We start from the raw sequence: 24308 nt of genomic DNA on the forward strand, positions 1-24308 counted from the left end.
ATGGGCGTCAAGTGTATTGGGTTTGTACTCTTATTGAGGAGTCAGAGAAACTTCAATGCGTGGCTGCGACCGAAACCGCTGAAAATCTGCAGGCTCAACTTCCCAATGCACGAGTTGGCTTGGTGCATGGGCGCATGAGGGCTATTGAAAAAGAAGCAACCATGGCAGCCTTTAAATCTGGCGAAATTAATTTATTGGTGGCAACCACTGTTATTGAAGTGGGCGTTGATGTGCCCAATGCCAGTTTAATGATTATTGACAATGCGGAACGTTTAGGCTTATCGCAATTACACCAGTTACGTGGACGTGTTGGTAGAGGAAGCGCTCAATCGCATTGTATTTTATTATATCAATCCCCTCTATCCCCTCAAGGAGCCGAACGTTTAAAAATTATGCGTGCAACTAATGATGGATTTATTATTGCGGAAAAGGATATGGAGTTGCGTGGAGCCGGGGAAGTATTAGGCACCCGACAAACAGGATACCGCCAATTTAAAATGGCCGATCTCAATCGTGATCGGGAATTATTAGCACATTTACCACCCATTGCTAAAAATCTAGTTCGAAACGCGCCAGCCACTGCCAAAATGATTACCCAGCGTTGGTTAGGTAATTTCGAACAATTTTTACAGGGCTAATTAATAGCCTACATTTCAAATATATTTGCAAAAAATGCCAAGTCAAGACTGTTTTTTATTTTTTTCTTTGTTAATATACCCAGCCCAGATTTGCACACCAAGCAAATATCTCTGTGGATATCTCCTCCACGCTCAGAAAATAATAAAAAGACAGCATTTACCCTAAACACCATAAAACCCTTATTTTACTTGGCTAGAATACCCTTTTTTTGCCTTTAAACCTTAAAATACTTATCCACAAATTCTGTGGATAAGTCTGTGTATAGGATGTAAAACAACCTGTATAGAATAATGGTTTTTAAATTTTAATACACAATAATTGCTAACCATGTTTAAATAACTACAGACTAAAAAAACAGACCCATCTATGACCCAAGACAGATACTGGCAAGCTAAAAAAGTTACCATTATAAGCGGCATTTCTAATGCGCTCTTAGGTGTGATTAAATTAATCGGTGGTACTTTATTCCATTCTCATGCACTCATTGCAGACGGATTACATTCTTTTGCGGATCTCATTACCGATGGAATGGTGTTATTAGCTTCCAAATATGGCAGCCTGGATGCGGATGACACCCATCCGTACGGGCATCAGCGTATTGAAACTGTAGCAACCTTCTTATTATCGTTATTGCTTATTCTTGCGGGAATTGGCATTGCCTGGGACTCGGTATACGAACTCAGGCATGCAAGCTACACCATGCCACAATGGCTGTCTTTGCCAGTAATATGCATTTCCATTCTGGCAAACGAAGTTTTATTTCATTACACCTTACACGTAGGCAAACGCATTAGTTCTAAATTAATCATCGCCAATGCCTGGCATCATCGCACCGACTCAGCCTCTTCACTAGTAGTATTGATTGGATTAGTAGGTAGCTTGGCGGGATACCCTTATCTCGACACGGCAGCTGCCATTATTGTGGCTCTAATGATTGCGAAAATGGGTTGGGATTATGGTTGGCACAGCATTAAAGAGCTGGTCGATACCGCTGTAGGCCCTAGCCTCTTAGCTCAAATTGAACAAGTGATTCAAAAGGTGCCTGGAGTGGAAAAAATCCACCAATTGCGCAGTCGTTTTATGGGTGATAATGTACTTATCGACGTACATATTTTGGTTTCTCCAAAAATATCAGTCTCCGAAGGTCATTACATCGCACAGCATGTACACCGGGCGCTGGTTAACCAAATTGATAGTGTTACCGATGTTATTGTCCATGTTGATCCTGAGGATGACGAAGTCTCAAGCCCTTCACTGCATTTACCCTGCCGCAAGGTAATCTATGAACAATTGCTCACTGAGGTACATCTTAATTTCCCACAGATACTCTTTTGGAACCTACATTATCTGGATGGAAAAATCAGCATTGATATCGTTTGCAAAGAGCATTTTACGCAATGGAGCGAATTGCACGAACAAGTTATCTTGGCTTTGAAACTGCAATCAGATATTGAAGAGATTCGCTTGTTTAGTTTGCACGAGGTCATGCATCGGAAATAAATACCCACGAAAATGTACTCCCCTGCCCTAAGCCTATTTGTTGCAGACTATCAAGAAGATTTTGCAGGCATAAGCCCCTGCCTGCCTCTCTATATTTACGTGACCTTAAGCCTTTTTTTAGGTAGAATATGTCCCCAAAACTTTACGATTTTCAAGATAGGCATGATTCATGTTCTCTGCTACCAGTTTAAAAATACTCTTTGCATGTTCCATTTTCGTCGTGATTTTGCTAGCTGGCTGGTATCCCTTTAAAAAGCGCATTAAAGACGATAAACATATTGATTTTCCTATAGGGGAAACTTTAGCGACAGGTGTATTTTTAGGCGCAGCCTTACTGCATATGCTACCTGAGGCTAATTCCATGTTTAAAACCATGGGTTATAACTACCCCTTTGCCTTCATTATTGCAGGATCCGTCTTTCTAATTTTCCTATGGTTTGAACATTTAGGTAAAGAACTTTACCACCACCACAATGCAGAACATCCTGCCTTTGCCTTATTAGCCTGGGGAATGCTTTCGGTTCATTCCATCATGCTCGGTGCTGCTTTAGGTTTAGCTCATTACAACTCAGTGATTATTATGCTGTTTTTGGCAATCATTACCCACAAATGGGCAGAGAGTTTTGCTATTGCCGTGCAACTGAATAAAAGCTCCATGACGATGAATCAAAACCTGATCTTCTTTATTCTGTTTAGTTTCATGACTCCTTTAGGGATTTATTTTGGTTGGTATTTTGGCCATGGAGTGGAAACAAACTCTATTTTTGATCCTATTTTAATGGCAGCGTCAGCAGGAACCTTCCTTTATTTGGGCACACTACATGGTTTAGAACGTTGCGTTATGGTAGAGCGCTGTTGCAATCTGAGTGATTTTAGTTTTGTAATTATTGGATTCTCATTAATGGCTACGGTAGCTATTTATGTCTAACTTCTTACAGCAGCAGCCGATAATCCTTGCTTCTGGTTCCGGTATACGCCGTAAATTGCTGCAATCACTGGGACTTAAATTTACGGTTATCCCCTCTGATTGCGATGAAGAAGTACTGAAAGAATCTTTGGATAACCAAAATATGCTCGAATTAGGTTATACACTTGCCGCTCACAAAGCATTGAATGTAAGTCAACATTATCCGGAACATTTTATTATTGCCGCAGATCAATTATGTTTACTTGGCGAAACCTTGCTAAATAAACCACTGAACCATCAAACAGCAATTGAACAACTAAGTATCTTAAGCGGACAAACTCATCAACAAATATCCTGTCTTTGCATTGCAAAAAATAACAAAATACTATGGCAACATCATGAAATAGCTGATTTAACCGTGCACCAGTTAAGTAAAAAAACCATTGAAGCATACCTTCTGAGCGAAAAACCTTATCATAGCTGTGGCTCGTATCACTATGAAAATCAAGGTAAATGGTTATTTCAAGAAGTGAAAGGAAATGAGGATACGATTCTTGGACTTCCTCTATTTCCATTAACACAAGCATTAAGAAAATTAGGTGCTGTACGTTTGTAACGTATTTAAGAAACGTAGGCAGGAAGCTGTTTTCATTCTGGCCAAAGCAGTAGAAATAACAATAATCGGGAAACAACATGCAAATAACTAAAATCCATGCCCGTGAAATCTTAGATTCACGTGGTAATCCTACAGTTGAAGCAGACGTTATTTTAAATAATGGGCTTATGGGAAGAGCAAGTGTACCTTCTGGAGCCTCAACCGGAAGCAGTGAAGCCTGTGAGTTGCGCGATAATGATCCTAAGCGTTATTGTGGCAAAGGAGTACAACACGCTGTTGCTTCAGTAAATACCGAAATTAATCAAACATTAAAAAATAGTTCTGTTGAAGATCAAGAAGCTTTAGACCTAGCTTTATGTCAGTTGGATGGCACTGAAAATAAATCACGTTTAGGCGCCAATGCACTCCTAGCCGTCTCCCTTGCCGCAGCCAGAGCTCGAGCAAATACGCTTAACCAGCCTTTATATGCCGCATTGAACCAAGGCGAACTGATGAGCATGCCTGTGCCTATGATGAATGTGTTAAATGGCGGCGCACATGCGGATAATAACGTGGATATTCAAGAGTTTATGATTATGCCTGTTGACGCTCCTGATTTTCCAACAGCCTTACGCATGGGTACAGAGATTTTTCATGTGCTCAAATCTGTATTAAAACAACAAGGTTTAAATACTGCTGTAGGTGATGAAGGTGGTTTTGCCCCAAATATCAAATCAAATCGCCAAGCCTTAGATCTGCTTAGCGAAGCAATTAACAAGGCAGGTTTTAAATTGGGTGATGAAATAGTACTTGCCCTTGATGTGGCCGCCTCCGAACTTTATAAGCAAGGCAGCTATCATATGGCCTCAGAGAACCAGCAATTTAGCTCAGAACAATTAATTAACTACTATACTGATCTAGTTTCCAACTACCCAATTGTCAGTATTGAAGATGGTCTGGATGAAAAAGATTGGGCCGGCTGGAAGGAATTAACGCGTCAACTTGGCGGAAAAATTCAATTAGTTGGTGATGATGTATTTGTTACTAACCCTAAAATTCTACGTGAAGGAATTGAGCAAGGTATTGCCAATGCAATTCTTATTAAAGTAAATCAAATAGGTACATTGAGTGAAACCAGACAAACCATTCAATTAGCTCATACAAATGGCTATCGTTGTGTGATGTCGCATCGCTCAGGAGAAACAGAAGATACGTTTATCGCAGATTTAGCTGTTGCAACGGGTTGTGGACAAATTAAGACCGGCTCCTTGTGCCGTACTGACAGAATAGCCAAATACAATCAATTACTGCGAATCAATGAAATATCCTCCCTACCTTATCGAGGAAAGGCCACGCTAAAAAGATAAGTCTGCTGAAAACCATAGCTCGTATTAGACAAAGTCCTAATACGAGTTTGAGGACACAAATACCCATATTCCGCTATGCGGATACAGGCTACTTATTTCCGCTCAAAATAAAAGAAATAAAATCAAGCTCCTTCAGGAGCTGCGTCAGCAACGACAAATTTTGTTTCTAATTTAATCTTTCTTGTAAGGTAAATACTCAGGCACAGTCTTAGGATAACATCCTTTTATCTGGCGGAAGTAATCCAATATCTGTGGAAAATCCGCACTTATGTCGCCAGTAGGCCAAAATACTTCGCGAATGCGAACCTCTTTCGACGCATAATCAAGAGCAACCAATGCTAAAGGAATCTTTGCTTTACACGCAATATGATAAAAACCTTCTTTCCATCGGGTTACTGATGCACGTGTGCCTTCAGGAGTAATCGCGAGTCTAAATTCATCTTGAGAGAGAAATAAATCCACCACTTTATCAACCGCATTATTCTTTTTAGAGCGGTCCACCGGTGCTCCGCCTAATATTCTTAAAATAATACCTAAAGGAAAAAAGAAGAGCTGGCTTTTTGCTAAAAAATTAATTTTTGTGCCAAGCGAGAAACGGGTAAATAATCCAACCAGAAAATCCCAATTACTGGTATGCGGAGCGACCACAACCAGATATTTTTTATCTTTAGGCAACTCACCAACGACCTTCCAGCCAAATAATTTTAAAACGAAGTGTCCGAATTTTTGCATAATTTAACTATCTATAATTATTTGTACTCTATTATATACTTTTTACAGGTCTTTTTGATACCTCTCTATCTTTTATTCACTTTAAAGTCAAACCTAGAACCCAAAGTGTACTAAAATTATACATATATGAGCGTTGCTTAGGAGCAGATCATGAAAACACACGATCCAGCACTGTATTTTTCAAACCCTCGTTTGCTGGGCGCAGTATACTTTGGCTTATTATCCGTAGTAGGAACTATTTTGATTGATGCGTTTCTATCACTAATTGGCATTGAAGACTACGTGCCGCTCTTTGAAGCAATTATAGTGGGGATGATCGTTGCATCCGCAACGGGCGCACTATTTGGCGAACAAATCATTCACTGTCCAAAGCCTTATATGGCAAAAACCTTTGTTATCGGTTTTTTAATGGTTATCGTATCGCTACCCTTTTTTGCACTAGGTCTGCTGTTCTTTATGGACAAAGGCAGTACTGCCTTATTTTCGGTCCATAGCTTTAAAAGTTTAGCCTATTCATATCTTGTCATTCTCGGATACAGCTATATACTCTTCGGCTTCTTACTTGCTATTGCAGCAGGAGGTGCCGCTATGTATTTACGTAGGTGGCTGGTTTACGATATCTTACATACCGATAAAAGAAAAAACATGCGTCTGCCACGATTCGTATCCGCTCAAGCTCGGGCTAAAACCTTGCATAAAGCACATGCGACGCATCATAAAAAAATATAAACCTGGGGCTACTTACATTTTGCTAACTTGAAGCAAAATGGCCGCCCCAAAATATGGGGTATGGCTCATTAATGCACGTTTTAAACAATAAAGAACAGCTATTTGCTTTATTAGCCGAAGGCGCAACGGTAATAACACCCAACAACAGACTTAGTGATGCCATCACCAGGCAGTATTTTCATAGACAAAACAGCAACACGGTAGACAAACCGATATGTCTTCCATATGGCGTTGCCCTGGTGAAAGCCTATACGCAGCTTAATTTTAATGCCCCACTAGAGGCTTACCCCACCCTATTAAACAGCAATCAATGTCTTTATTTATGGCGTAAATTAATCAAGTCACGTGCGGATATTACCTACAGCGAAGGATTATTGCAGGCAGTAATCAGCGCCTGGGAGCGTTGTGAGTTATGGCAAATCGCCTCGAATGACTCAAGTTTTCAGTACACACCGCAAACACGGCAATTTCAACAATGGTGGCAATCATTTAACAAAAAATTGAATAAAAAAAGCTTAATCGCAGAATGCCAGCTCGTGCCTTATTTAATTAATGCTCAGAGCTCATTATTATCAGGGCCGGTGATTTGGGCTTGCTTTGATGATTTCACCCCACAGCAAAGCCAACTACAGCAACACCTGGAACAACAAGGATTTCCTCAGTACCAATACGATTTACCAACTCGAGCGTCTGATGTCAAAGTACTCACAGCCCACGATGAAAAAGAAGAGTACCAACAATTGATCAGCTGGTTGCACCTAAAAATCCAGGAAGGGAGTCGACGCATTGGAGTAGTGATTCCTGATTTACAACAAAAACCATCGGCAATACGCCGACTCTTGGCGCAGCATTTTGATCCTGCGGTATTTAATGTATCCTTAGGCCAGGCTTTAAATGAGTTCCCTCTAGTTGCTCATGCTCTATGCTGGTTAAATCTAGATGCAAAATATGTAAGTGCTCACCAAGCCGCATTGCTGCTGCAATCCCCATATCTTGGTAGTGCAAAAGAAGAATTCCTTGCTCGTGCAGAATATCTGCAAAATAGTGTTCTGTTGGAAGATCAAAATATTCCCATCGCCCAGTTTATTAACGATCTGGAAACCTACACACCGAAGCTTGCTGCACTAGTTGGCCAAATCAGCCCCTACCCTAAAGACGCTTCATTGCATGATTGGATAGAGCTTTTTCAAGAACGCTTAAACAGCATGGCTTTTCCCGGAGATTATGGGTTAACTTCGGCAAATTATCAGTGCTTTTCGCGCTTTTCCCTTCTTTTTGATGAGTTAAGGCAGTTAAGCATACTCTGCCCTCATTTAACGAAGACAGAAGCCTTAGAAATTATAGAACAGCTGGTAGAAAACACTATTTTCCAAGCCCAAAAAACCGACTCAATCATCCAAATATCCGGTCTATTGGAAGCTTCTGGCTGTGAATTTGATCACCTATGGATGACAGGCCTTACCGATCAATGCTTACCGCAAAAGGTAAGTTTATCTGCGTTTATCCCGCCACAACTACAACGTGACCGGCATATGCCCCATAGTCTTCCTGCTCGCGAATTACAATTTGCCAAACAAGCACTGAACCGCTTACAACAATGTGCCGACTCAGTAGTATTCAGTTATGCCGAATTACAAGGCGATACACCTAATTTACCCTGCTCTTTAATTACCGAGCATCCTGAGTTTATTCGTTTAGAACAAGAAACCAATCCCCAGCAAGAAACACAGTTAATAAATATTGAAGAACATTATCTGCTGCCCATCAAAGCCGAGGAGCAAATTTCTGGTGGTACAGCGCTACTCGCGAATCAGGCTAAATGCCCATTTAGATCCTTTGCTGAGCATCGGCTACGTGCAAAAGAATCATCACGAATCAATGATGGGCTGGATGCAAAAACCAGAGGGCAAATAATCCATAAGGTCATGGAGTTATTATGGCAAAAATTACAAAGCCAACAGGCATTATTTACCTTAGATACCGCCAGTCTAGAAGAGCATATTGATACCGCAATTCATAGCGCTTTAGAACCGCTAACCCAACAGCATCCGGAAACATTTCCCGAACTGGTACGCACGGTTGAATATACCCGCCTTAAACGATTAGCCCTGAGTTATCTGGAATGGGAAAAGCAACGTAGCCCATTTACTATCTCAGCCTTGGAGCAGTCATTCACCATCAATTTGGCGGGCCTGGACTTCAATGTTCGTGTTGACAGGCTTGATGAGGTTGCAGATAAAAAATGGGTTATTGATTATAAAAGCAGCCTGCCTGGCAGCAAGCCCTGGTATGAAAACCGCCCTAAAGAACCACAATTATTACTGTATGCATTATTAGATAAAGAAATTAATGTTTTGCTCTTGATGCAAATAAAAGCCGGAAAAATTGTTTGCAGCGGTTTTAGTGAAGAAAAACAAGCGGTTAGTGGTATCAGTTCATTAAAGAAGGAAGAAACCTGGGACGATTGCCGCACTCATTGGCACAATCAATTAACTCAGTTAGCACAAGAGTTTCAAGAAGGCCATTGCGCACCGCAACCGGTTCAATTAACAATTTGCCAACAATGCTCTTTTCAAAGCTTATGTCGCTTCCAAGCCAATCCGTCATGAGTTCAAAAAGAAACCATTTACTTTGGTTTTTTCTCTCTTTGTGTTATAAAACCACTTGATGTCGTCTAGCCGACTATTGTAATAATTTTGAACCAAAACCACCTTATTAATTTTAAAAGAGAGCGATCATGCCCTTATATTATATAAATGCTAAAACGCGTATTAATGATTTCCATGACCAATTAGAAACAGTAAAAAATACACTTACTCAGCTAATAAGCGATAAAGAAACCACCAGTAAAATAGAAAAGCACATCTCTGAAATACAAAACTACTACAATACTTCTTTACATACAGCAAAAAATGAAAAAACACAAAATGCAATTATCAACAGTTACGCAAACTATATTGGCTTATTAAATTCAGCCTGTCAAATCGGACAGCAACAACCCACGGCCTATGAACGACTAGACGAATTTTTGAAAACATCAAATGAAGCTATAGGTCGTGAATACGATGCGCGAAGAGTTAATGCGTTCTTCCATAACTGTTATAATGTATGCGAACTTACATTCTGGGCTTCCGCAGCCATTACCATGTACGCCTCTATTTTCCTGGTTGCCTTACCTATGTTGATTGTACAATTCACTTTAGGCCTTGCTGTATCGATCGCCGTTGGCGGAACATTTTTGAAAACAGCAAGCAATTGCATCGAGTGTCTCGGTGAATTTAAAGGCACTGCACGACATAGCGCAGAATATGATTCAGAAAGAGCGTTGCTTTCATTTTTCCAACCTAAATTGTCAGAAGAGCTAGTACATGCTGTCGAGCTTCCCTTACAAGAGCCCATTGTTAGTCATTAATTTACCTTTTTGCAGCCATTAGATCATTTTAATGGCTGCACTGAATAATTCAGCATTCCAAATAGCCTATCTACATTGCGAAATTTAACTAGATGTTTAATAATGATAAAATCGCGTAAACTAAGGAGTGTACATGCCACTCAAATTAACAAAAACAAAACTCATTTACAGTGGCCTAATTGCTTGTCTACTAAGTAGTTGTGCACATCCTCCTTATCATAATTTTAAACCACGAAATTTTGTTGCCCGTGGTGCAGTTATTGGTGCTACGATGGGAACGGCGATCGGGGCTGCAGCCACGGGAACAGTTCCTGGAGCACTGGCAGGTACTGCTGTAGGGGGTACTGTAGGGGCAATCTTAGGCTCAGGCACTAATCCTAGACACCGTATTATCAGAAGCTTAAGCAAATGCGACATTCAATTTGTGCAATACGGCGATACCATGACCTTGATTATCCCCACAGATAAGTATTTCATGTTTGAAAGCCCTCGCCTCAATGAAGTACGTTATGTTGGCCTTAACCATATTGTTGACCTGTTGAGACTCTACCCTGACAATCCCGTTTACGTTGCAGGATTTACGGATAATGTTGGAACCGAATACCGTAAAAATCGACTATCTCAAGCCCAGGCAGAAAGCATGATGACCTTCTTATGGGCCAATGGAGTTCAGGCAACTCGCTTAAAACCTGAAGGCTATGGCGATAAGAACTCTGTAGGCGATAATGCATTTATCCATGGAAGTGCATTTAATCGGCGCATTGAAATTCAATGGTTTATTGGCAGAACACCGCAAAAATGCTGTGTTATAAGACCCAATAAAGTAAATTTCGCGATGAAATAAGAAAAACCTACCCCTGTTCACCTTGCGTAATGCGGGATAGGATAGAGCAAAATCCCCGTATTACGCTGCGCTAATACGGCTACAATTCAACGATGTTTTAAGGTGTACTCATGCATTCACGATTCTTAGGTGGAGTTCTTTTAATTGTTGGAACCTCTATAGGAGGTGGCATGCTGGCCCTTCCTGTTGCCAATGCGGCTACTGGTTTTTGGCAGTCATCTGCTTTTCTATTTGTGTGCTGGGTTTTTATGACTTTAGGTGCATTTTTTATCCTTGAAGCCAATCTGTACCTACCCAAAGGTAAAAATATGGTTTCTATGGCAGCAGCCACCTTAGGTAACTATGGTTTGCTCGCAGCCTGGATCAGTTACCTATTTTTACTGTACACCCTACTCTCTGCTTATATTTCTGGCGGCGCTGATGTATTAAATAGCTTACTAGACAAAATCGGTTTACACCTTAGCGATTGGCAAGCCAGTTGTCTGTTTACTTTATTGTTTGGGTTAATTGTTTATGGTGGCATTCGTTGTGTCGATTATGCCAATCGTGCCCTGATGTTTGGTAAATTAGCCGTTTACTTTTTATTAATCGTTCTTATTGCACCGTACATTGACGTACAAAACTTCCAACACGGAAATATACATTATATTGGTGGCACAATTATGATTTTAATCACATCTTTTGGCTTTGCAATTATCGTCCCCAATCTTAGGGAATATTTTGATGATGACATCAAACAGCTAAAGAAGGTTATTCTTATTGGTTCCTTAATTCCTTTATTTTGTTATTTGGCCTGGGATGCGATAATTATGGGTGCGATTCCTGCAGAAGGCAGTCAAAACCTTGAGAGCTTAATGCAGAATCCGCACACGACCAGTGCCTTAGCCTCATTGCTGTCAAACAGAGTGCAAAGTCCTACCATTAGCGCTTTATTTAATTTCTTTACATCCATCTGCATGCTCACTGCATTCTTAGGCGTCTCTTTATGTTTATACAGCTTCCTTGCTGATGGCTTGAAATTACGAACCAATGGCCGTCATGGTATCGGTTTGTTTTTATTAACATTTATTCCTCCTTTATTAATCGTAATCTATTATCCCGGAGCTTATATTAACGCCTTAGGTTATGCCGGTATTTTCTGCATTATCTTGCTACTATTTTTACCGGCATTAATGTGTTATTTTGGAAGAAAAAACCACAGCTCAACCTTTATTGTTCCTGGTGGTAAAATAACTCAAGTTGCCGTGCTCCTCATTTCCATATTACTTTTAGCACACGAACTCTGGGGATTATGGAGACGTTAAGTAGGCCAGCAAAGGGCTAACCTTGACTTTAACTGAAAAATAAAGTAGCATATTGCTTTATATTTGAACATCTTTGGCGTATATCACATGACCAATTCAAAATTAATCGGTGGGATATTACTCATTGTAGGTACCTCGATAGGCGGTGGAATGCTTGCCCTGCCGGTATCTACAGCGGAAGTAGGATTTACTAATTCTATTTTTTTCTTATTTTTCTGCTGGTTAGTCATGACGGCAGGTGCTCTGTTGGTTCTCGAAGTCAATCTACGTCTTCCTGCGGGCAGTAATATGATTTCTATGGCGAAATCAACTTTAGGCTTGCCTGGACAAATTATTGCCTGGATCACCTACCTATTTTTACTATACACTTTACTTTCTGCCTACATTTCAGGGGGAAGTGATGTATTTAACAACTTACTACATAAAGTAGGTATTAATTTACCCACGAGCCTTACCTCCATACTCTTCACGATCCTTTTTAGTTTGATTGTATATAAAGGGATTCGCTCAGTAGATTACGTCAATCGTGGACTAATGTTTGGTAAATTAGGTGTTTATGCCCTACTAGTCGTCATTATCAGTCCCCATGCCTCATCTGAAGGCCTAACTGGTGGTTCCGCACGAGCATTTACCGGGACATTAATGATCTTAATTACCTCGTTTGGTTATGCATCAATTATTCCCAGCTTAAGAGATTATTTTGGCGAGGACATCCGCTCATTAAGACGCGTAATTCTTTTAGGCTCATTAATTCCTCTAGTTTGCTACATTATTTGGGATGCCGTAATTATGGGCGTGGTTTCTCGTGAAGGAGACAATGGATTAATCGCACTAATGAGTTCAGAACATGCCACGAGTGGCTTAACAGAAGCATTAAGCCAATCAGTACAAAGCCAATGGATTAGTGGATTTTTTGGATTTTTCACCTCAATCTGTATGCTTACTGCCTTTTTAGGGGTTTCTTTGGGACTATTTGATTTTCTCGCTGATGGCTTAAAACTGAAAAAATCGGGAAACCAAGGTAAATACATTCTTGCCTTAACCTTTCTCCCCCCCTTAGCTGTGGTGTTGTTAAATCCTGGAATTTATTTACACGCATTAAGCTATGCAGGGGTTTGCTGTGTGATTTTATTATTACTCTTGCCCGCAATTATGGCGTGGAAAGGCCGAAAAACTTGTGTGATGGCAGCCGAAGGCCATCTTGTCCCTGGCGGAAATTCGAGTTTAGCTTTAATCGGATTTATTGCAACTGGGTTGCTTATTATTGCGCTCATATACTAAAATCAAAAAAGCCCACAGTTCGGTGGGCTTTTTCTTTATTTCATTAAACTATTAATGAAATTTTCTTTTTTGGAAATCACGTACTAATTTTCTAGCCTCATCCATGGTATAACCGTAGTGCTTTTGCAATTTACCATAGATCTCTTCGTGATTACCTTCAATTTTTTTGAGATCATCGTCAGTCAGCTTACCCCATATTTGTTTCATTTTGCCACTGACTTCTTTCCAGCTTCCTTCAAAAATATCCTTATTCATTAGAATTTCTCCTAAATTATATTTTGAAACTAGTGAAATAATTTTCGCTAGTGCAAATAAATTTAGTAGACAATTAATCCAATTGCAAAAAAATTACTACAAAAAAATCAAAATATGAATAAAATCATCTAATTAAAATGCAGATATTTTCATGACCGTTACTGGATGCTCTCTGAATTTATCTGTTCCTATGATTTCCCATCCTAAAGATTGATAGTACTCAGGAATTGTGTGATCAAAAGCAAAAAGATACAGCGTACTAAAACCAAATTTCTTTGCTTCTTGCTTGATAACTTCTATCAATTGACGCGCAATACCTTGCCCTCGATAAGCTTCCTCAACCCCAAGCGAACCTAACCACGGCGTCAAATCAGGCCGAATACCATCATTTTCGCGTAAACTACACATGCCAACCGCGTTACCTTCATGCAGAGCCACATAAGTCAACGGCATCACATCCACATTCGCATGATCGCGAAAACGCTCTACAACTTGGTCTAAAGGTACTTCTGGTAACCATTTACGTCCTAGCCCCTCATACCAAATTTTCGCTAAATCAGGCAAAGTATGCTGATGATTTTTAAGCAGGTCAATCGTTATCATATCGGTTCCTCCGGGATGAAAAACATTCGTTTCATTAGTCTAACAAGCTAAACCATTTTCTTGCAAATAGGATTAACCAGCAAATCCTGGCAATTCATGTCTAAGGCCCTCATATTGGCACTAATCGTCATTCATGGTAGAATAATATTTGTACATTAGGGGTGTCATTAGCAATCTGGCTGAGAGGATAAACCAACTCTTTGAACCTGACCTCATTCGTCTGAGCGGAGGAAAATGTGTCTCTTATTATGTGTTCTGGTACTATTGCTTTTGTTACGTTCTCATTTATGAACAACAAATCAACGATTCAGGAACCTCGATGTACCTACATAACCGAAACCCATCAGAATGACCTATAAATTAGTGGTCTGCTCAAGTTTACACCCGATATATTGATCTATTTTCATAGATGTATGCGCCACATTAACTTATAATTAGCATGTTTTTGGGTGAGTTTACTCCTCTATGATTTTAAACCTTTTAAGAAAGTAATATCTAAGAAATGCTCTGGAAAAAAATAGTTCGACATAAGTATTTTATATTAGGTGTTGTTTTTTATTTCATTTTTATTGTGACCGAGACATCGAAACCAAGCTTAACCTTTAGCTTATTTAAAAATAATTTTCCGCTCTTCACATTGAATGAAAATTTTTTGACCATCATCTCAGAAACGTTTATTAATGCTGCCGTAGTTCTTATCTTCTATTGTATTATTGATGTGCGTGCGAAACTCTTGACTATTAGCTCAATTACGAGTGAATTAGATAACAATTACCATCAGTTTAATAGCATCTTAATTAAACGCATTGGGGATTTTCTAAGAAATCAAAGTACCGCCGAGGCAATAAGAATATCCAGCAAAATCAAAGAAGATACGGAAGGGATTGTGTACTCCAAATATCTCTTTTTTCAAAATGAAGCCTCTCCGGAAATGCTGCAACTTATCAAAGAAAAACTCAAAGAAGAACGCATTTTCATGGCCTTTGAATCCTCCGCCTTAATTAATACGATTGATAAACTTATCGGCTTGGAGCATCTCTCCTTTGATAAAAAGAACATCCTTTCTAAAATCAAAAGGGATATCAGCTCTATAGAACCAATGGGCCATATTAATGAAAGCTCCTGCCCCTTGTTTGATCTCATATACAGTGACACGAAAAGAACGATTATGGATGATTCGGTGATGCAGATTATTAAAGAACTTAATAACGATATTAATAGTTTGTAATCAGAAAAAATCCGTTCACTGCCATTACAATGACTTATGTTTGGCCATAAGCCTAACATACAAGTTATAAATATATTCCTTTACGTGATAATCTATAATTAATTATTTAAGAAAATACCACCACCGAGTGAGTAGATTATGAAATTCTCAACCATATTAAAACTGATGTGGATATGGCCCCCTTTTTTGGGGGCAGGAATCAGTGTCAGAAGTTTTAGCCCAGACTTCACCAGCATTGTCGTGCAGATGAAAATGCGCTTTTGGAATAAAAATTATGTAGGCACTCACTACGGTGGCTCAATGTATTCCATGACAGATCCGTTTTACATGTTAATGTTCATGCAGTTATTGGGTAAAGGATATATTGTCTGGGATAAATCAGCTTCCATACGTTATAAAATACCCGCTAAAGGCCCAATTTATGCCAAATTTTCATTATCCTTAGCGCAGGTTGAACAAATTCGCCAAGAGGTAGAAGAACAGAAAAAAATTCAACCCGAGTTTTTGGTCGAGATTACCAATGAAGCAGGTGAAGTCGTTGCTGAAGTAACTAAAGTTATCTTTATTGCTAAAAAAGAGGTACAAGAACAGAAAAGCCAAGCTTTAGCCCAAGGAGGGCAAATATAACTTTTAGCTTTATTCACTTTCTCAATCAAAATAAGGCAATAATAACTCAAACATCTTGGCATTAGAGCTTTTAGACGCAGCATGAAGAGCATTCTGTGATTTGCTGTTTCTTTGATTAAAATCACTAGCTTCTAAATATTTTGCCGCATCAATTTGATTATGCGTCACTGTTAATAAGCGTTGACACATGAATTCGGCTAAAATATGTTCTCTTCGCGTAATTCCTTAATCTAAACTTTTAATAAAAATATCCACAAACTCAGCAAATTTTTCTGGATATTCTATTTGCGGCAAATGACCACAATCGGAAAAGCAGTAATATCGTGCATTAGGAATATACGCAGCAAGCTGTTTTACCAACCCCTCCCTAAAGACTAAATCTTGATCCCCTGCCAATACCAAAGTCGGCACATTAATTTTCTGGGCCCAAAAACTTGCATCAAATTTATCTAAAGCTGCATACTGCGCCTCAAAGCCTTTCTCAGTAATCGGATATGGGTTTTTCGCTCCCATCTGCGTTAATACTTCCAGCATTCCAGGCTGAGCAAGAAACTGATAAGAGAAAAACCAGCTGCAAGCGATTTTGATTAGGAGTTCTTCTGAAACGCTGCTTTTTCGTAATTCACGCAGCGCCTCCAGATAAATTTGAAATGGTGCACGCGGGCTCAGAACTGAGTTAGATATAATCGCTGATTTGACCAAATCACGATGACGCATCATCAAGGTTTGTAAAATAAAACCGCCCATGGAATTACCCACAAAATGCGCGCGCAAAATTCCCAATGATTCACATAATGCAGCAACATCATCAGCCATTTGCTCGATGCTGTATGGGCCATCGGGAGCATCCGTTTGCCCCGCTCCTCGATTATCAAATAAAATAACCTGATAATCAGTGAAATAACCTATTGTCGCATTCCATACAACATGATCTGCGGTAAATCCACCTATAAATACAATAGGCTCTCCCTGGCCATGAACTTCATAATACATTGAAATATCATTAACTTTCATATGAGGCATAAGCATTTTCCTTAATAATCAACTATCAAACGTAACGTATATATTTTAATTCCCGGTTCTGTAGCAATAATTTCCAACTCACCGCTAGAAAATCGTGCTTGGCTTAATGCTGCATAAATTGAATATTTGTCGACCAAAACACTTTTTACCATATTATGGTTAAGCACTACATTCACTTTAATTGCTTTGCCAGTACTCGTTCCCATAACTAAAAATACCTTACGGGCATTAAAGTGTATTTTCAATGCCGCCAATGCTTTCGCGGCAGTAATGCTGTCTGCATCAACTTACCATGCTCCACCTAAAGCCCAATTATCATCGACTAATTGCGATGGAAATTGATATTGAAAAACCTTATCCTTTATTAGTTTAGGACTAAAATTAGGATCTGCGCGTTCATATCCTAAATAAGTTTCTGATGTTTGGGTTATATGGGTAGTTTGTACGGGTCCATTTTTCAAGGTAGTTAATTCGTTAATGCCTAATAAATAACGAATATTATTTTCAGTAACATCATAACCCCCCTCGCCAAAATGCCCATAAACCACCTCTCTTTTTTTATTTATTAAATAGTGGGCAGGCCAATAATGGTTTTTAAAATTAATCCAGGTATCGTATTGATTATCAAGTGCAACCGGATACAGAATATCATCTCTTTGAACTGCCGCACGGACATTTCCCACATCCTTTTCAAAATCAAATTCAGGCGTATGTACCCCAATAATAACCAGCTCTTTGTCATGATATTGGTTATACCAAGCTTTAATGTAGGGCAAGGTATGTAAACAATTGATGCAAGAGCAAGTCCAAAAATCAACCAAAACGACCTTTCCCTGCAAATCATTTAACTTCAAGGGAGCTGAGTTGATCCAAGTAGTAATTCCCTCAATCGGTGGTGCCGAATATGGCCGCCATAGGCCATCAATTAACGCGTTAGACGTTTTAATTCCGGTCTGAACAGTAGTCAATGATACAGAGGTATTTTCAAAATAGACCATATACACCACGCTGGCAATCACAATGGCCCCCAGTAATTTATGAAACAAAGCTGCGCGTGTTTAAAAAAATAAAGGTGCTTTCCCATAGAAGGAAATAATGAACATGGGAATAACAGCCCCTAAAGCAATTGGCATTCTGAGTAGAAGCCAACGGCTTTTCTTAATGATTGCATATGTCTCCATCCAACCACATTCTTAGTGGCTTGGGCCACTTTATCAAATAAAATCCCAATAATTATGAATTAATTATAGACAGCCGCGCCATTTTTAGACAAGTATGAGGAAACGCCACTCTTGACCTCAGGGCGATAATGGCTAAAATTCAAGGTTAGGCTACGTCGGATTATCAGTTATGGATGATATATGATTCAAGTTATACGATTTTATTTGCTATTAGTTTTATTTCTCTTAATTAATCAAGCTTATGCTGCTCCACCATCAATCGCCCGCTATGCGCTTGTTGGCACCACCAGAGAAGGCACAGTCGCTGCATTTATGCTAACCCATTTCGGCCCCTCCTCACATGCTCCTTTTGCAAGCTTAATTATTAAAAAAGCAGGAGTTGAAGAGTCCTTATTTCAAGATGGTGCTTATCGGATGGACGGTGGTGAAAAAGAACTTGCCGATCTGGTCGACCACCTGCTAGAAAAGAACAGTGCTGTTTTAAAAGAATATGAGATAGACATAGAAAACCAATACATCTCCGAAGCACATATGGCGATTACTGATAATCGCTCTGACTCAGTTGCCGGTTGGGTTGATATTATCAATGGGGGCACCAAAAAATTCATGGTAAAAAGTATTCCCTCTGAATATTGCTCAGAGAACCCGAACTCAATAGATCTGGAGTTTTGGTTCAATGGTGTCAACAAATTAACTTTAAAACAAAAACCAGACTCCTGCTGGGATAATGGCTTTTCTATCCGCAATATCTATCAAACCCAAAAAGCACTGTGGTTTATTATCAATAAACATGAAATCGGCTTAGCCAGCCAAAATGTATATTTCGTGGATATTGCCGGGATCGCTTTACGGTAATAAACAAACTCCTGAATATGGCACATGCTAATCTATAGCATCGATGCTACGTTCGGGAGAACCCTTACAGTGTTGGAAATGACGTAGCCTGATGCAGATTCACTTAAAAAGTATCAAACCCCCCACACTCGTCCCAAGGCAAATCCTCACGAGAACAGCCATTCACAATAGCCAAGCGTGGCCCTTTCTGTAACCAAAGATACAACTGTTCCAATTTATCCTGTGATCCACAAGCAAAAACCTCTACTCGACCATCCGGCAAATTGCGGACCCAACCATTAATTCCTAATTGTTCTGCTTGTTCTTTCGTCGAAGCGCGATACCAAACCCCTTGCACCTTACCTGAAACAAAACAACGCATGCAAGATTGATTATTCATAAAAGATTCTTATTGGTTTTGTCTATAATAAAGTTTATCTTATCTTAAGGAAGAAAGGAGATCAAAATGGCTATTTGGTTTAAAGAAGTTTCTCTCGAAAGGCTGAATGAGTTTGGGAAAAATACCATGTCTGAATTTCTTGGTATTCAATTCATTGAACTAGGCGATAATTTTTTAAAAGCTACCATGCCGGTAACTGAACGGACCAAACAACCGCTTGGTCTTCTGCATGGCGGAGCAAATGTTGCCTTAGCTGAAACCATTGCCAGCACTGCTGCTAATGGCGTTGTTGACTTACAACACTACTACTGCGTCGGGCTGGAAATTAATGCCAATCATTTGCGCGCCGTCAAAGAAGGCATCGTCACCGCAGTAACCACCCCCATTCATATCGGCAAAACGACTCAAGTTTGGGAAGTTATTATTTATAACGAGGCTGGGAAAAAAACCTGCATTGTCCGAATGACCGCGGCGGTTATTACTCGCTAATAACCCGTACCAATAGATGTGAGATGTATTATGCAGCAAAAGCAAGAACAGAATCGTTTTTTTAAGCTCCTGCTCCTTGGCGATCGTGCCGTTGGAAAAACAACTTTGTTGCAAAAGTTTTTCGAGGAGCTTGATTTAGAGACACCAAATGAAACTTCCTTACGCATGGAATAAAGCATGACAAAAATCTTATAAACTTGCCTCCAGTAGTGAAACCATCAAATTTGAATACATCACAAATAAAAAAACGAGTTCTAACCCCTTGTTACTAGGCAACCCCCAAGTTTTTGCCGAGTTAGAAAATTTATCACGATTAGAGTGGTGCCAAAAGCAGTTAAAAGTAATAGCAAACTCGTCCGAAATTAAAGGGAGTCCAGACTATCATTAAAAGTTAATTTGACTCTTTTGATTAGGTCGAAGGTGGGACACCTTTTTTCTGAGTTATGCCTTCCTTGACACGCAGTGCATTAATGCTTAAGGGATCATTCATTCCATTACTATCTTTTATTTTGGTATTCATCACTATTGATTATATCTTCGTATGGTTCTCTTGCATTACCTAATTTTTCCGAATGCTGTGATGGGAAGAATAAGGTTTTGTTACCTGATAATTTATTGGTGTTCGTCAAATCCCTACTTATACCCTCAAAACAAATTTCTTTTAAGCGAGAGTAAAAATTTCGATTTTCCTTTAAATAAGAGGCTATTATTGGCCAGTCTTTCATCATAGCATTCAGATTAAGACGTTTACTTTTTAATGCAAAATCCTCTCCCATATAATAATCTGGATCAAAATAAACATTAAAAGAATCTCTTGCTTCATTACTTATAGATATGTCTGTTTGCTGAGAAATTTTTTGTAGCATTTCCAGGGTCGATTTTTTGAGCCTAAAATTAGTAGACATATAAAAAGGCAGCACTTGGTGGGAAACAGAAGATTCCAGCGTGTTATCTCCAGATACCCCTACAATTTCTGCACAAGAAAAAAGAGCATCGTAGGATTGGTCAGTAATATAATTTCCAATAAATAATTTGAAAACTCGTTCATAATTAGGGTTGAAAATCGAAACCTTATCACCGCTGATACATTCTATTGTGATTCCAAGATTTTCAGCTAATATTTCGAGCTCAAAATTAAATAGGGTTCTACCTGAATAATAGAGAACGATACCTTTCGAAGACGAAGGACAAAAAGCCAATAAAGTAAGAAGTTTATCAAAGCCATCGGAATGATTAAAATAAGCCGGAATAACTAAGTTTTTTTCATAAAGCTCTTGAAAGCTATCGGTATTTGTTTGCATTAGTAGGCGATTATAAAAATTGAGATCATGTTCTCGGATAATTTCACTCGCGTCCTTTATTGTTCTTTTGGGGAATTCCCTAATTTTAATTCCATAACATTCATCTCCAAGCCCCATAGGGTATGGGGGACTATTAGATTTATAAAGAGACCGTATTATTTCGTGCTCATTAATCATTTTTACCGGTGCTTTTGAGGGGAGGAAGCGTTGAAATATAGGCTCATAGAGAAAATCCGTGGAAATAAATAGTGCTTGTTCTGACTCGCGTAATGACAATGCGAATGCAGAAGGCATGCCTTTTAGAAAAGAAGGCGTGAATGTTAGAAAATCCATCATAAAGGCACAATAATATTCCGTAATGTTTAAAGATCTTAATTGATTCTCTATTCGCTCAATTTTTTTTTGATCTTCGCCCATGACTGAAATAACTGGGATGAATTTGATTTCCTGAAACGCCGGATTGTTTTTTAGTTCTATATAAATATCTACAAAATGGATGAAATCTCCTATCCCATCATTTAAAACTGCATTAAATAAGTGCCAAACTCTCATTTTACCACCTTAATTTAGTAAATTAAAACCATAACTAATCAATTATTAGCCACTATATCATTTTTCAATCCAAAAATAACATTATTCAATCTAATTGCGAATATTAATTATCATTTCAAGTTAAACTCCAAATCAAAGATTCAATAAAAATTCTACATTATATGCCCCTCAAAGAAACTCATTGTTTTTTTATCTTTTTAAGAGGCTGATATTCTGAGCAATACTGCCTCAGTTAATGCAACGTATATATTTTATGCAACGAATCAAATAGAGACTTTAACTCCATTAAGCATCTGAACTAGTTTTAAAACTGCTCAAAAAAACATGAAGACTCACTATAAAAATCCTGTTTTTTTTTTCCAAAATGAGCAATACTTGCTTCTGAATTCATTCCCCATAAAATTATGATCAAAATAAGACCTTTTCTAAAGTGGGCAGGTAGTAAATATAATTGTCTGGATAAAATTATCCCCTTTCTGCCTCCCGGTAAGCGTTTAATTGAACCGTTTTCCGGCTCAGGGGTTATTTTTATGAATACGGCTTATTCGTCTTATGTATTAGCAGAAAGTAATTTGGATTTAGTGTATCTTTTTACCTATCTGCAACTGGAAGGTGATGAATTTATTGAGCAGTGTCGCAGCTATTTTACCCCTGAATTTAATTCTAAAGAAAAATATTATCCTTTTCGCAGTGAGTTTAATCAAATCCCCTATTCCTCCCAGCGAGCAGCCTTATTTCTGTACCTAAATCGCCATGGTTATAATGGGCTATGTCGCTATAACTCTCAAGGAATATATAACGTTCCCTTTGGGCTTTATACCAGACCATATTTTCCATGCAAAGAAATGCAGCTGTTCCATGAAAAATGCCAAAACACCCTATTTATTCATCAAGATTTCAGAAAGACATTCGAACAAGCTGAGCGCGGTGATGTAATTTATTGTGATCCACCTTATGTACCGCTTTCAGAAAAAACAAAGCTCTTGCCTTATAACCAAAAGCTATTTACTACAGAGGATCAGATTGAGTTGACTGAGTTGGCCAAAGAAACCGCGGCAAAAGGCATTCCGGTTATCGTATCCAATCATGATACTGAATTTACCCGCTATCATTACCGCAAAGCGCATATTAAAAGCTTCCCTGTATCTCGGTATATCAATTGTCGGACGGAACTACGCCGTCCGGTTAAAGAGTTATTAGCTATTTTTAGTTAAGATGTAAAAGAAAACCTAGTTACAAGCAACTAGGTTACACTTTTTAATTAGCGGGATGATCTTTAATAAAGAATGCAAGAATAGTAACTAATAAAAGAGAAATCGGTAAAATCGATAAAGCAACTTGATAATCCACAACGGTGTAAATATGCTCGCCACCTACGATACCACTGTCGCCAAAAGAATCGAGTAACTTACCAACTAAGGGTTGGAAAACAACGCCCCCTAAAGTCACAATCATATTAGTCGCAGCAAAGACCGTACCTGATAACTGAGCCCCACTGCATTCTTTAGCCATAATAAATACAATGATTTCTGTAGCACTAAATACACCATACAAGAACAATAGAATATTAAGTGACGTATAAGATAATCCAGGCATGTACAATACTAAACTAATACTGATTAACGAAAGAATTGCACCCACTACCAGGGGCAACAATCTTCTTCCCGTGCGGTCAGAAAGGTATCCCGCGATTGGGGCACCAACAGCCCAACCCAAGAATACCGAAGATACAGTTCTAGCTGCCTCAACCTTAGTTAAGTGATGTGCTTGTTCTAAATAAGTCTTGCCCCACAATTCCCCAAACACCGATAAAGATGTATAAAGACACGCACCCACAAAACCGATTAACCACACCTCAGGAGCCATTAGAACTTTAAGAACATTATGGAAAAACTCAGGTAAAGGATGTTTGTTGGATTGATGGCCTGTAGGTCCATCACGTATCACTAACAACATCAACAGACTCAAACCAGAACCAATGATGGCAATGAACAACAATACTTGTTCCCAACCAACAAGTTGAGACCATTCAGTGATTTTTACTTCACCATAAACCAGCCCCAACATTCCCAGGGTAGTCATTAAACCGGCAACGAGGGAAAAATAACGTCTGGGTAGCCAATGCAATGCTAAGGATAAAACCCCAACGAAAGCAAAGGAAGAGCCAAACCCTACTAAAAAGCGGCCGGCCCCAACTAAAAACATGGATGAGGTTAAGGTAAACATCCATGAGCCTACCGTACAGCAAATACATGCAAAGGTAAGCAACCTTCTAGGTCCATATCTATCCATAAGCATCCCTACCGGCATTTGCATTGGTGAATATGCAAAATAGTAGAGTGCCGATATTTGGCCAAATGTAGTCGCAGAAATATGCCCCAGTGCAATACTGAGCTCAGCCTGCAACACCCCTGGAATGATCCGCAGGATAAACTCATAACAATAGAACACTGCCCCAACAAAGCAGATCAACGAACCAAATATCAATTGTTTTTTAGCATTCAT

Annotated in this window: 25 protein-coding genes and 1 pseudogene; 17 read left to right on the forward strand and 9 right to left on the reverse strand. The window is 39.1% G+C overall.

Going from position 1 to position 24308, the window contains the following annotated elements; genetic code table 11:
• The 5 genes from ACQY7T_RS09600 to eno all read left to right on the forward strand — a co-directional run.
• The coding region (locus ACQY7T_RS09600; RefSeq protein ID WP_428412984.1) for a helicase-related protein at positions 1–638 on the forward strand (638 nt) is incomplete at its 5' end.
• Between the two features lie 367 nt (positions 639–1005).
• Complete coding sequence (locus ACQY7T_RS09605; protein ID WP_428412985.1) at positions 1006–2139, forward strand: cation diffusion facilitator family transporter; 1134 nt, start codon at positions 1006–1008, stop codon at positions 2137–2139.
• Positions 2140–2308: 169 nt separating this feature from the next.
• On the forward strand, positions 2309–3067 hold the full coding sequence (locus ACQY7T_RS09610) for a ZIP family metal transporter (protein WP_428412986.1): 759 nt from the start codon (positions 2309–2311) through the stop codon (positions 3065–3067).
• Positions 3060–3662 (forward strand): Maf family protein, encoded by a 603-nt coding sequence (locus ACQY7T_RS09615; protein WP_428412987.1) that lies wholly within the window; start codon positions 3060–3062, stop codon positions 3660–3662. The genes ACQY7T_RS09610 and ACQY7T_RS09615 overlap by 8 nt, the downstream gene beginning before the upstream one ends.
• A gap of 77 nt (positions 3663–3739) precedes the next feature.
• Positions 3740–5008 (forward strand): phosphopyruvate hydratase, encoded by a 1269-nt coding sequence (gene eno, locus ACQY7T_RS09620; protein WP_428412988.1) that lies wholly within the window; start codon positions 3740–3742, stop codon positions 5006–5008.
• A gap of 171 nt (positions 5009–5179) precedes the next feature.
• Here the strand turns inward: eno and ACQY7T_RS09625 are convergent, their stop codons facing one another.
• Positions 5180–5740: a lysophospholipid acyltransferase family protein gene (locus ACQY7T_RS09625; protein ID WP_428412989.1), complete on the reverse strand. Its 561-nt coding sequence runs from the start codon at positions 5738–5740 to the stop codon at positions 5180–5182.
• Between the two features lie 150 nt (positions 5741–5890).
• On the opposite strand from ACQY7T_RS09625, the gene ACQY7T_RS09630 reads away from it, so the two are divergent.
• From ACQY7T_RS09630 to ACQY7T_RS09655, 6 genes are all read left to right on the forward strand, one after another.
• Positions 5891–6469, forward strand: a complete 579-nt coding sequence (locus tag ACQY7T_RS09630; RefSeq protein WP_428412990.1) for a hypothetical protein — start codon at positions 5891–5893, stop codon at positions 6467–6469.
• Between the two features lie 71 nt (positions 6470–6540).
• Positions 6541–9078, forward strand: a complete 2538-nt coding sequence (locus ACQY7T_RS09635; protein ID WP_428412991.1) for a PD-(D/E)XK nuclease family protein — start codon at positions 6541–6543, stop codon at positions 9076–9078.
• 128 nt (positions 9079–9206) lie between these two features.
• Positions 9207–9881, forward strand: a complete 675-nt coding sequence (locus tag ACQY7T_RS09640; RefSeq protein ID WP_428412992.1) for a DUF5638 domain-containing protein — start codon at positions 9207–9209, stop codon at positions 9879–9881.
• Positions 9882–10014: 133 nt separating this feature from the next.
• Positions 10015–10725 (forward strand): C-OmpA-like family protein CmpA, encoded by a 711-nt coding sequence (gene cmpA / locus ACQY7T_RS09645; RefSeq protein WP_428412993.1) that lies wholly within the window; start codon positions 10015–10017, stop codon positions 10723–10725.
• Positions 10726–10835: 110 nt separating this feature from the next.
• Complete coding sequence (locus tag ACQY7T_RS09650; RefSeq protein ID WP_428412995.1) at positions 10836–12029, forward strand: amino acid permease; 1194 nt, start codon at positions 10836–10838, stop codon at positions 12027–12029.
• An 87-nt stretch (positions 12030–12116) separates the two neighbouring features.
• Positions 12117–13310, forward strand: a complete 1194-nt coding sequence (locus ACQY7T_RS09655; RefSeq protein WP_428412996.1) for an amino acid permease — start codon at positions 12117–12119, stop codon at positions 13308–13310.
• A 51-nt stretch (positions 13311–13361) separates the two neighbouring features.
• On the opposite strand, the gene ACQY7T_RS09660 is transcribed toward ACQY7T_RS09655, so the two are convergent.
• On the reverse strand, positions 13362–13565 hold the full coding sequence (locus tag ACQY7T_RS09660; RefSeq protein WP_428412997.1) for a CsbD family protein: 204 nt from the start codon (positions 13563–13565) through the stop codon (positions 13362–13364).
• 132 nt (positions 13566–13697) lie between these two features.
• Positions 13698–14168 (reverse strand): GNAT family N-acetyltransferase, encoded by a 471-nt coding sequence (locus tag ACQY7T_RS09665; protein ID WP_428412998.1) that lies wholly within the window; start codon positions 14166–14168, stop codon positions 13698–13700.
• 652 nt (positions 14169–14820) lie between these two features.
• On the opposite strand from ACQY7T_RS09665, the gene ACQY7T_RS09670 reads away from it, so the two are divergent.
• Both ACQY7T_RS09670 and ACQY7T_RS09675 read left to right on the forward strand, forming a co-directional pair.
• The gene (locus ACQY7T_RS09670; protein WP_428412999.1) at positions 14821–15396 is read left to right on the forward strand and encodes a hypothetical protein; all 576 of its coding nucleotides are present in this window, start codon (positions 14821–14823) and stop codon (positions 15394–15396) included.
• 138 nt (positions 15397–15534) lie between these two features.
• Positions 15535–16023 carry a DUF4442 domain-containing protein gene (locus ACQY7T_RS09675; RefSeq protein WP_428413001.1) on the forward strand — a complete coding sequence of 163 codons (489 nt, stop codon included), beginning with the start codon at positions 15535–15537 and terminating at the stop codon, positions 16021–16023.
• 21 nt (positions 16024–16044) lie between these two features.
• On the opposite strand, the gene ACQY7T_RS09680 is transcribed toward ACQY7T_RS09675, so the two are convergent.
• The 3 genes and pseudogenes from ACQY7T_RS09680 to ACQY7T_RS09690 all read right to left on the reverse strand — a co-directional run bounded on the left by ACQY7T_RS09680 (position 16045) and on the right by ACQY7T_RS09690 (position 18044).
• Positions 16045–16212, reverse strand: a complete 168-nt coding sequence (locus ACQY7T_RS09680) for a hypothetical protein (protein ID WP_428413003.1) — start codon at positions 16210–16212, stop codon at positions 16045–16047.
• A 36-nt stretch (positions 16213–16248) separates the two neighbouring features.
• Entirely contained in the window at positions 16249–17046 is a 798-nt protein-coding gene (locus tag ACQY7T_RS09685) for an alpha/beta fold hydrolase (protein ID WP_428413005.1), read from the reverse strand.
• A gap of 11 nt (positions 17047–17057) precedes the next feature.
• Positions 17058–18044 (reverse strand): annotated as a pseudogene (locus ACQY7T_RS09690) (redoxin family protein).
• Between the two features lie 387 nt (positions 18045–18431).
• On the opposite strand from ACQY7T_RS09690, the gene ACQY7T_RS09695 reads away from it, so the two are divergent.
• Positions 18432–19082 (forward strand): hypothetical protein, encoded by a 651-nt coding sequence (locus tag ACQY7T_RS09695; RefSeq protein ID WP_428413006.1) that lies wholly within the window; start codon positions 18432–18434, stop codon positions 19080–19082.
• A 103-nt stretch (positions 19083–19185) separates the two neighbouring features.
• Here ACQY7T_RS09695 and ACQY7T_RS09700 read toward each other — a convergent pair whose 3' ends face one another.
• Positions 19186–19461, reverse strand: a complete 276-nt coding sequence (locus tag ACQY7T_RS09700) for an acylphosphatase (protein WP_428413008.1) — start codon at positions 19459–19461, stop codon at positions 19186–19188.
• Positions 19462–19527: 66 nt separating this feature from the next.
• Between ACQY7T_RS09700 and ACQY7T_RS09705 the strand changes: the two genes are divergently transcribed.
• Both ACQY7T_RS09705 and ACQY7T_RS09710 read left to right on the forward strand, forming a co-directional pair.
• Positions 19528–19950 carry a hotdog fold thioesterase gene (locus ACQY7T_RS09705; protein WP_428413009.1) on the forward strand — a complete coding sequence of 141 codons (423 nt, stop codon included), beginning with the start codon at positions 19528–19530 and terminating at the stop codon, positions 19948–19950.
• A 30-nt stretch (positions 19951–19980) separates the two neighbouring features.
• Positions 19981–20124, forward strand: coding sequence for a hypothetical protein (locus ACQY7T_RS09710; RefSeq protein ID WP_428413011.1), 144 nt, complete (start codon positions 19981–19983; stop codon positions 20122–20124).
• Between the two features lie 323 nt (positions 20125–20447).
• Here ACQY7T_RS09710 and ACQY7T_RS09715 read toward each other — a convergent pair whose 3' ends face one another.
• Positions 20448–21803 carry a hypothetical protein gene (locus tag ACQY7T_RS09715; RefSeq protein ID WP_428413013.1) on the reverse strand — a complete coding sequence of 452 codons (1356 nt, stop codon included), beginning with the start codon at positions 21801–21803 and terminating at the stop codon, positions 20448–20450.
• 404 nt (positions 21804–22207) lie between these two features.
• Between ACQY7T_RS09715 and ACQY7T_RS09720 the strand changes: the two genes are divergently transcribed.
• Positions 22208–23017 (forward strand): Dam family site-specific DNA-(adenine-N6)-methyltransferase, encoded by an 810-nt coding sequence (locus ACQY7T_RS09720; protein WP_428413015.1) that lies wholly within the window; start codon positions 22208–22210, stop codon positions 23015–23017.
• A gap of 43 nt (positions 23018–23060) precedes the next feature.
• Here ACQY7T_RS09720 and ACQY7T_RS09725 read toward each other — a convergent pair whose 3' ends face one another.
• A complete protein-coding gene (locus ACQY7T_RS09725) occupies positions 23061–24308 on the reverse strand; it encodes an MFS transporter (RefSeq protein WP_428413017.1) in 1248 nt (415 codons plus the stop codon).

The sequence above is a fragment of the Legionella sp. genome, assembly GCF_965140895.1.
Taxonomy (GTDB): domain Bacteria; phylum Pseudomonadota; class Gammaproteobacteria; order Legionellales; family Legionellaceae; genus Legionella.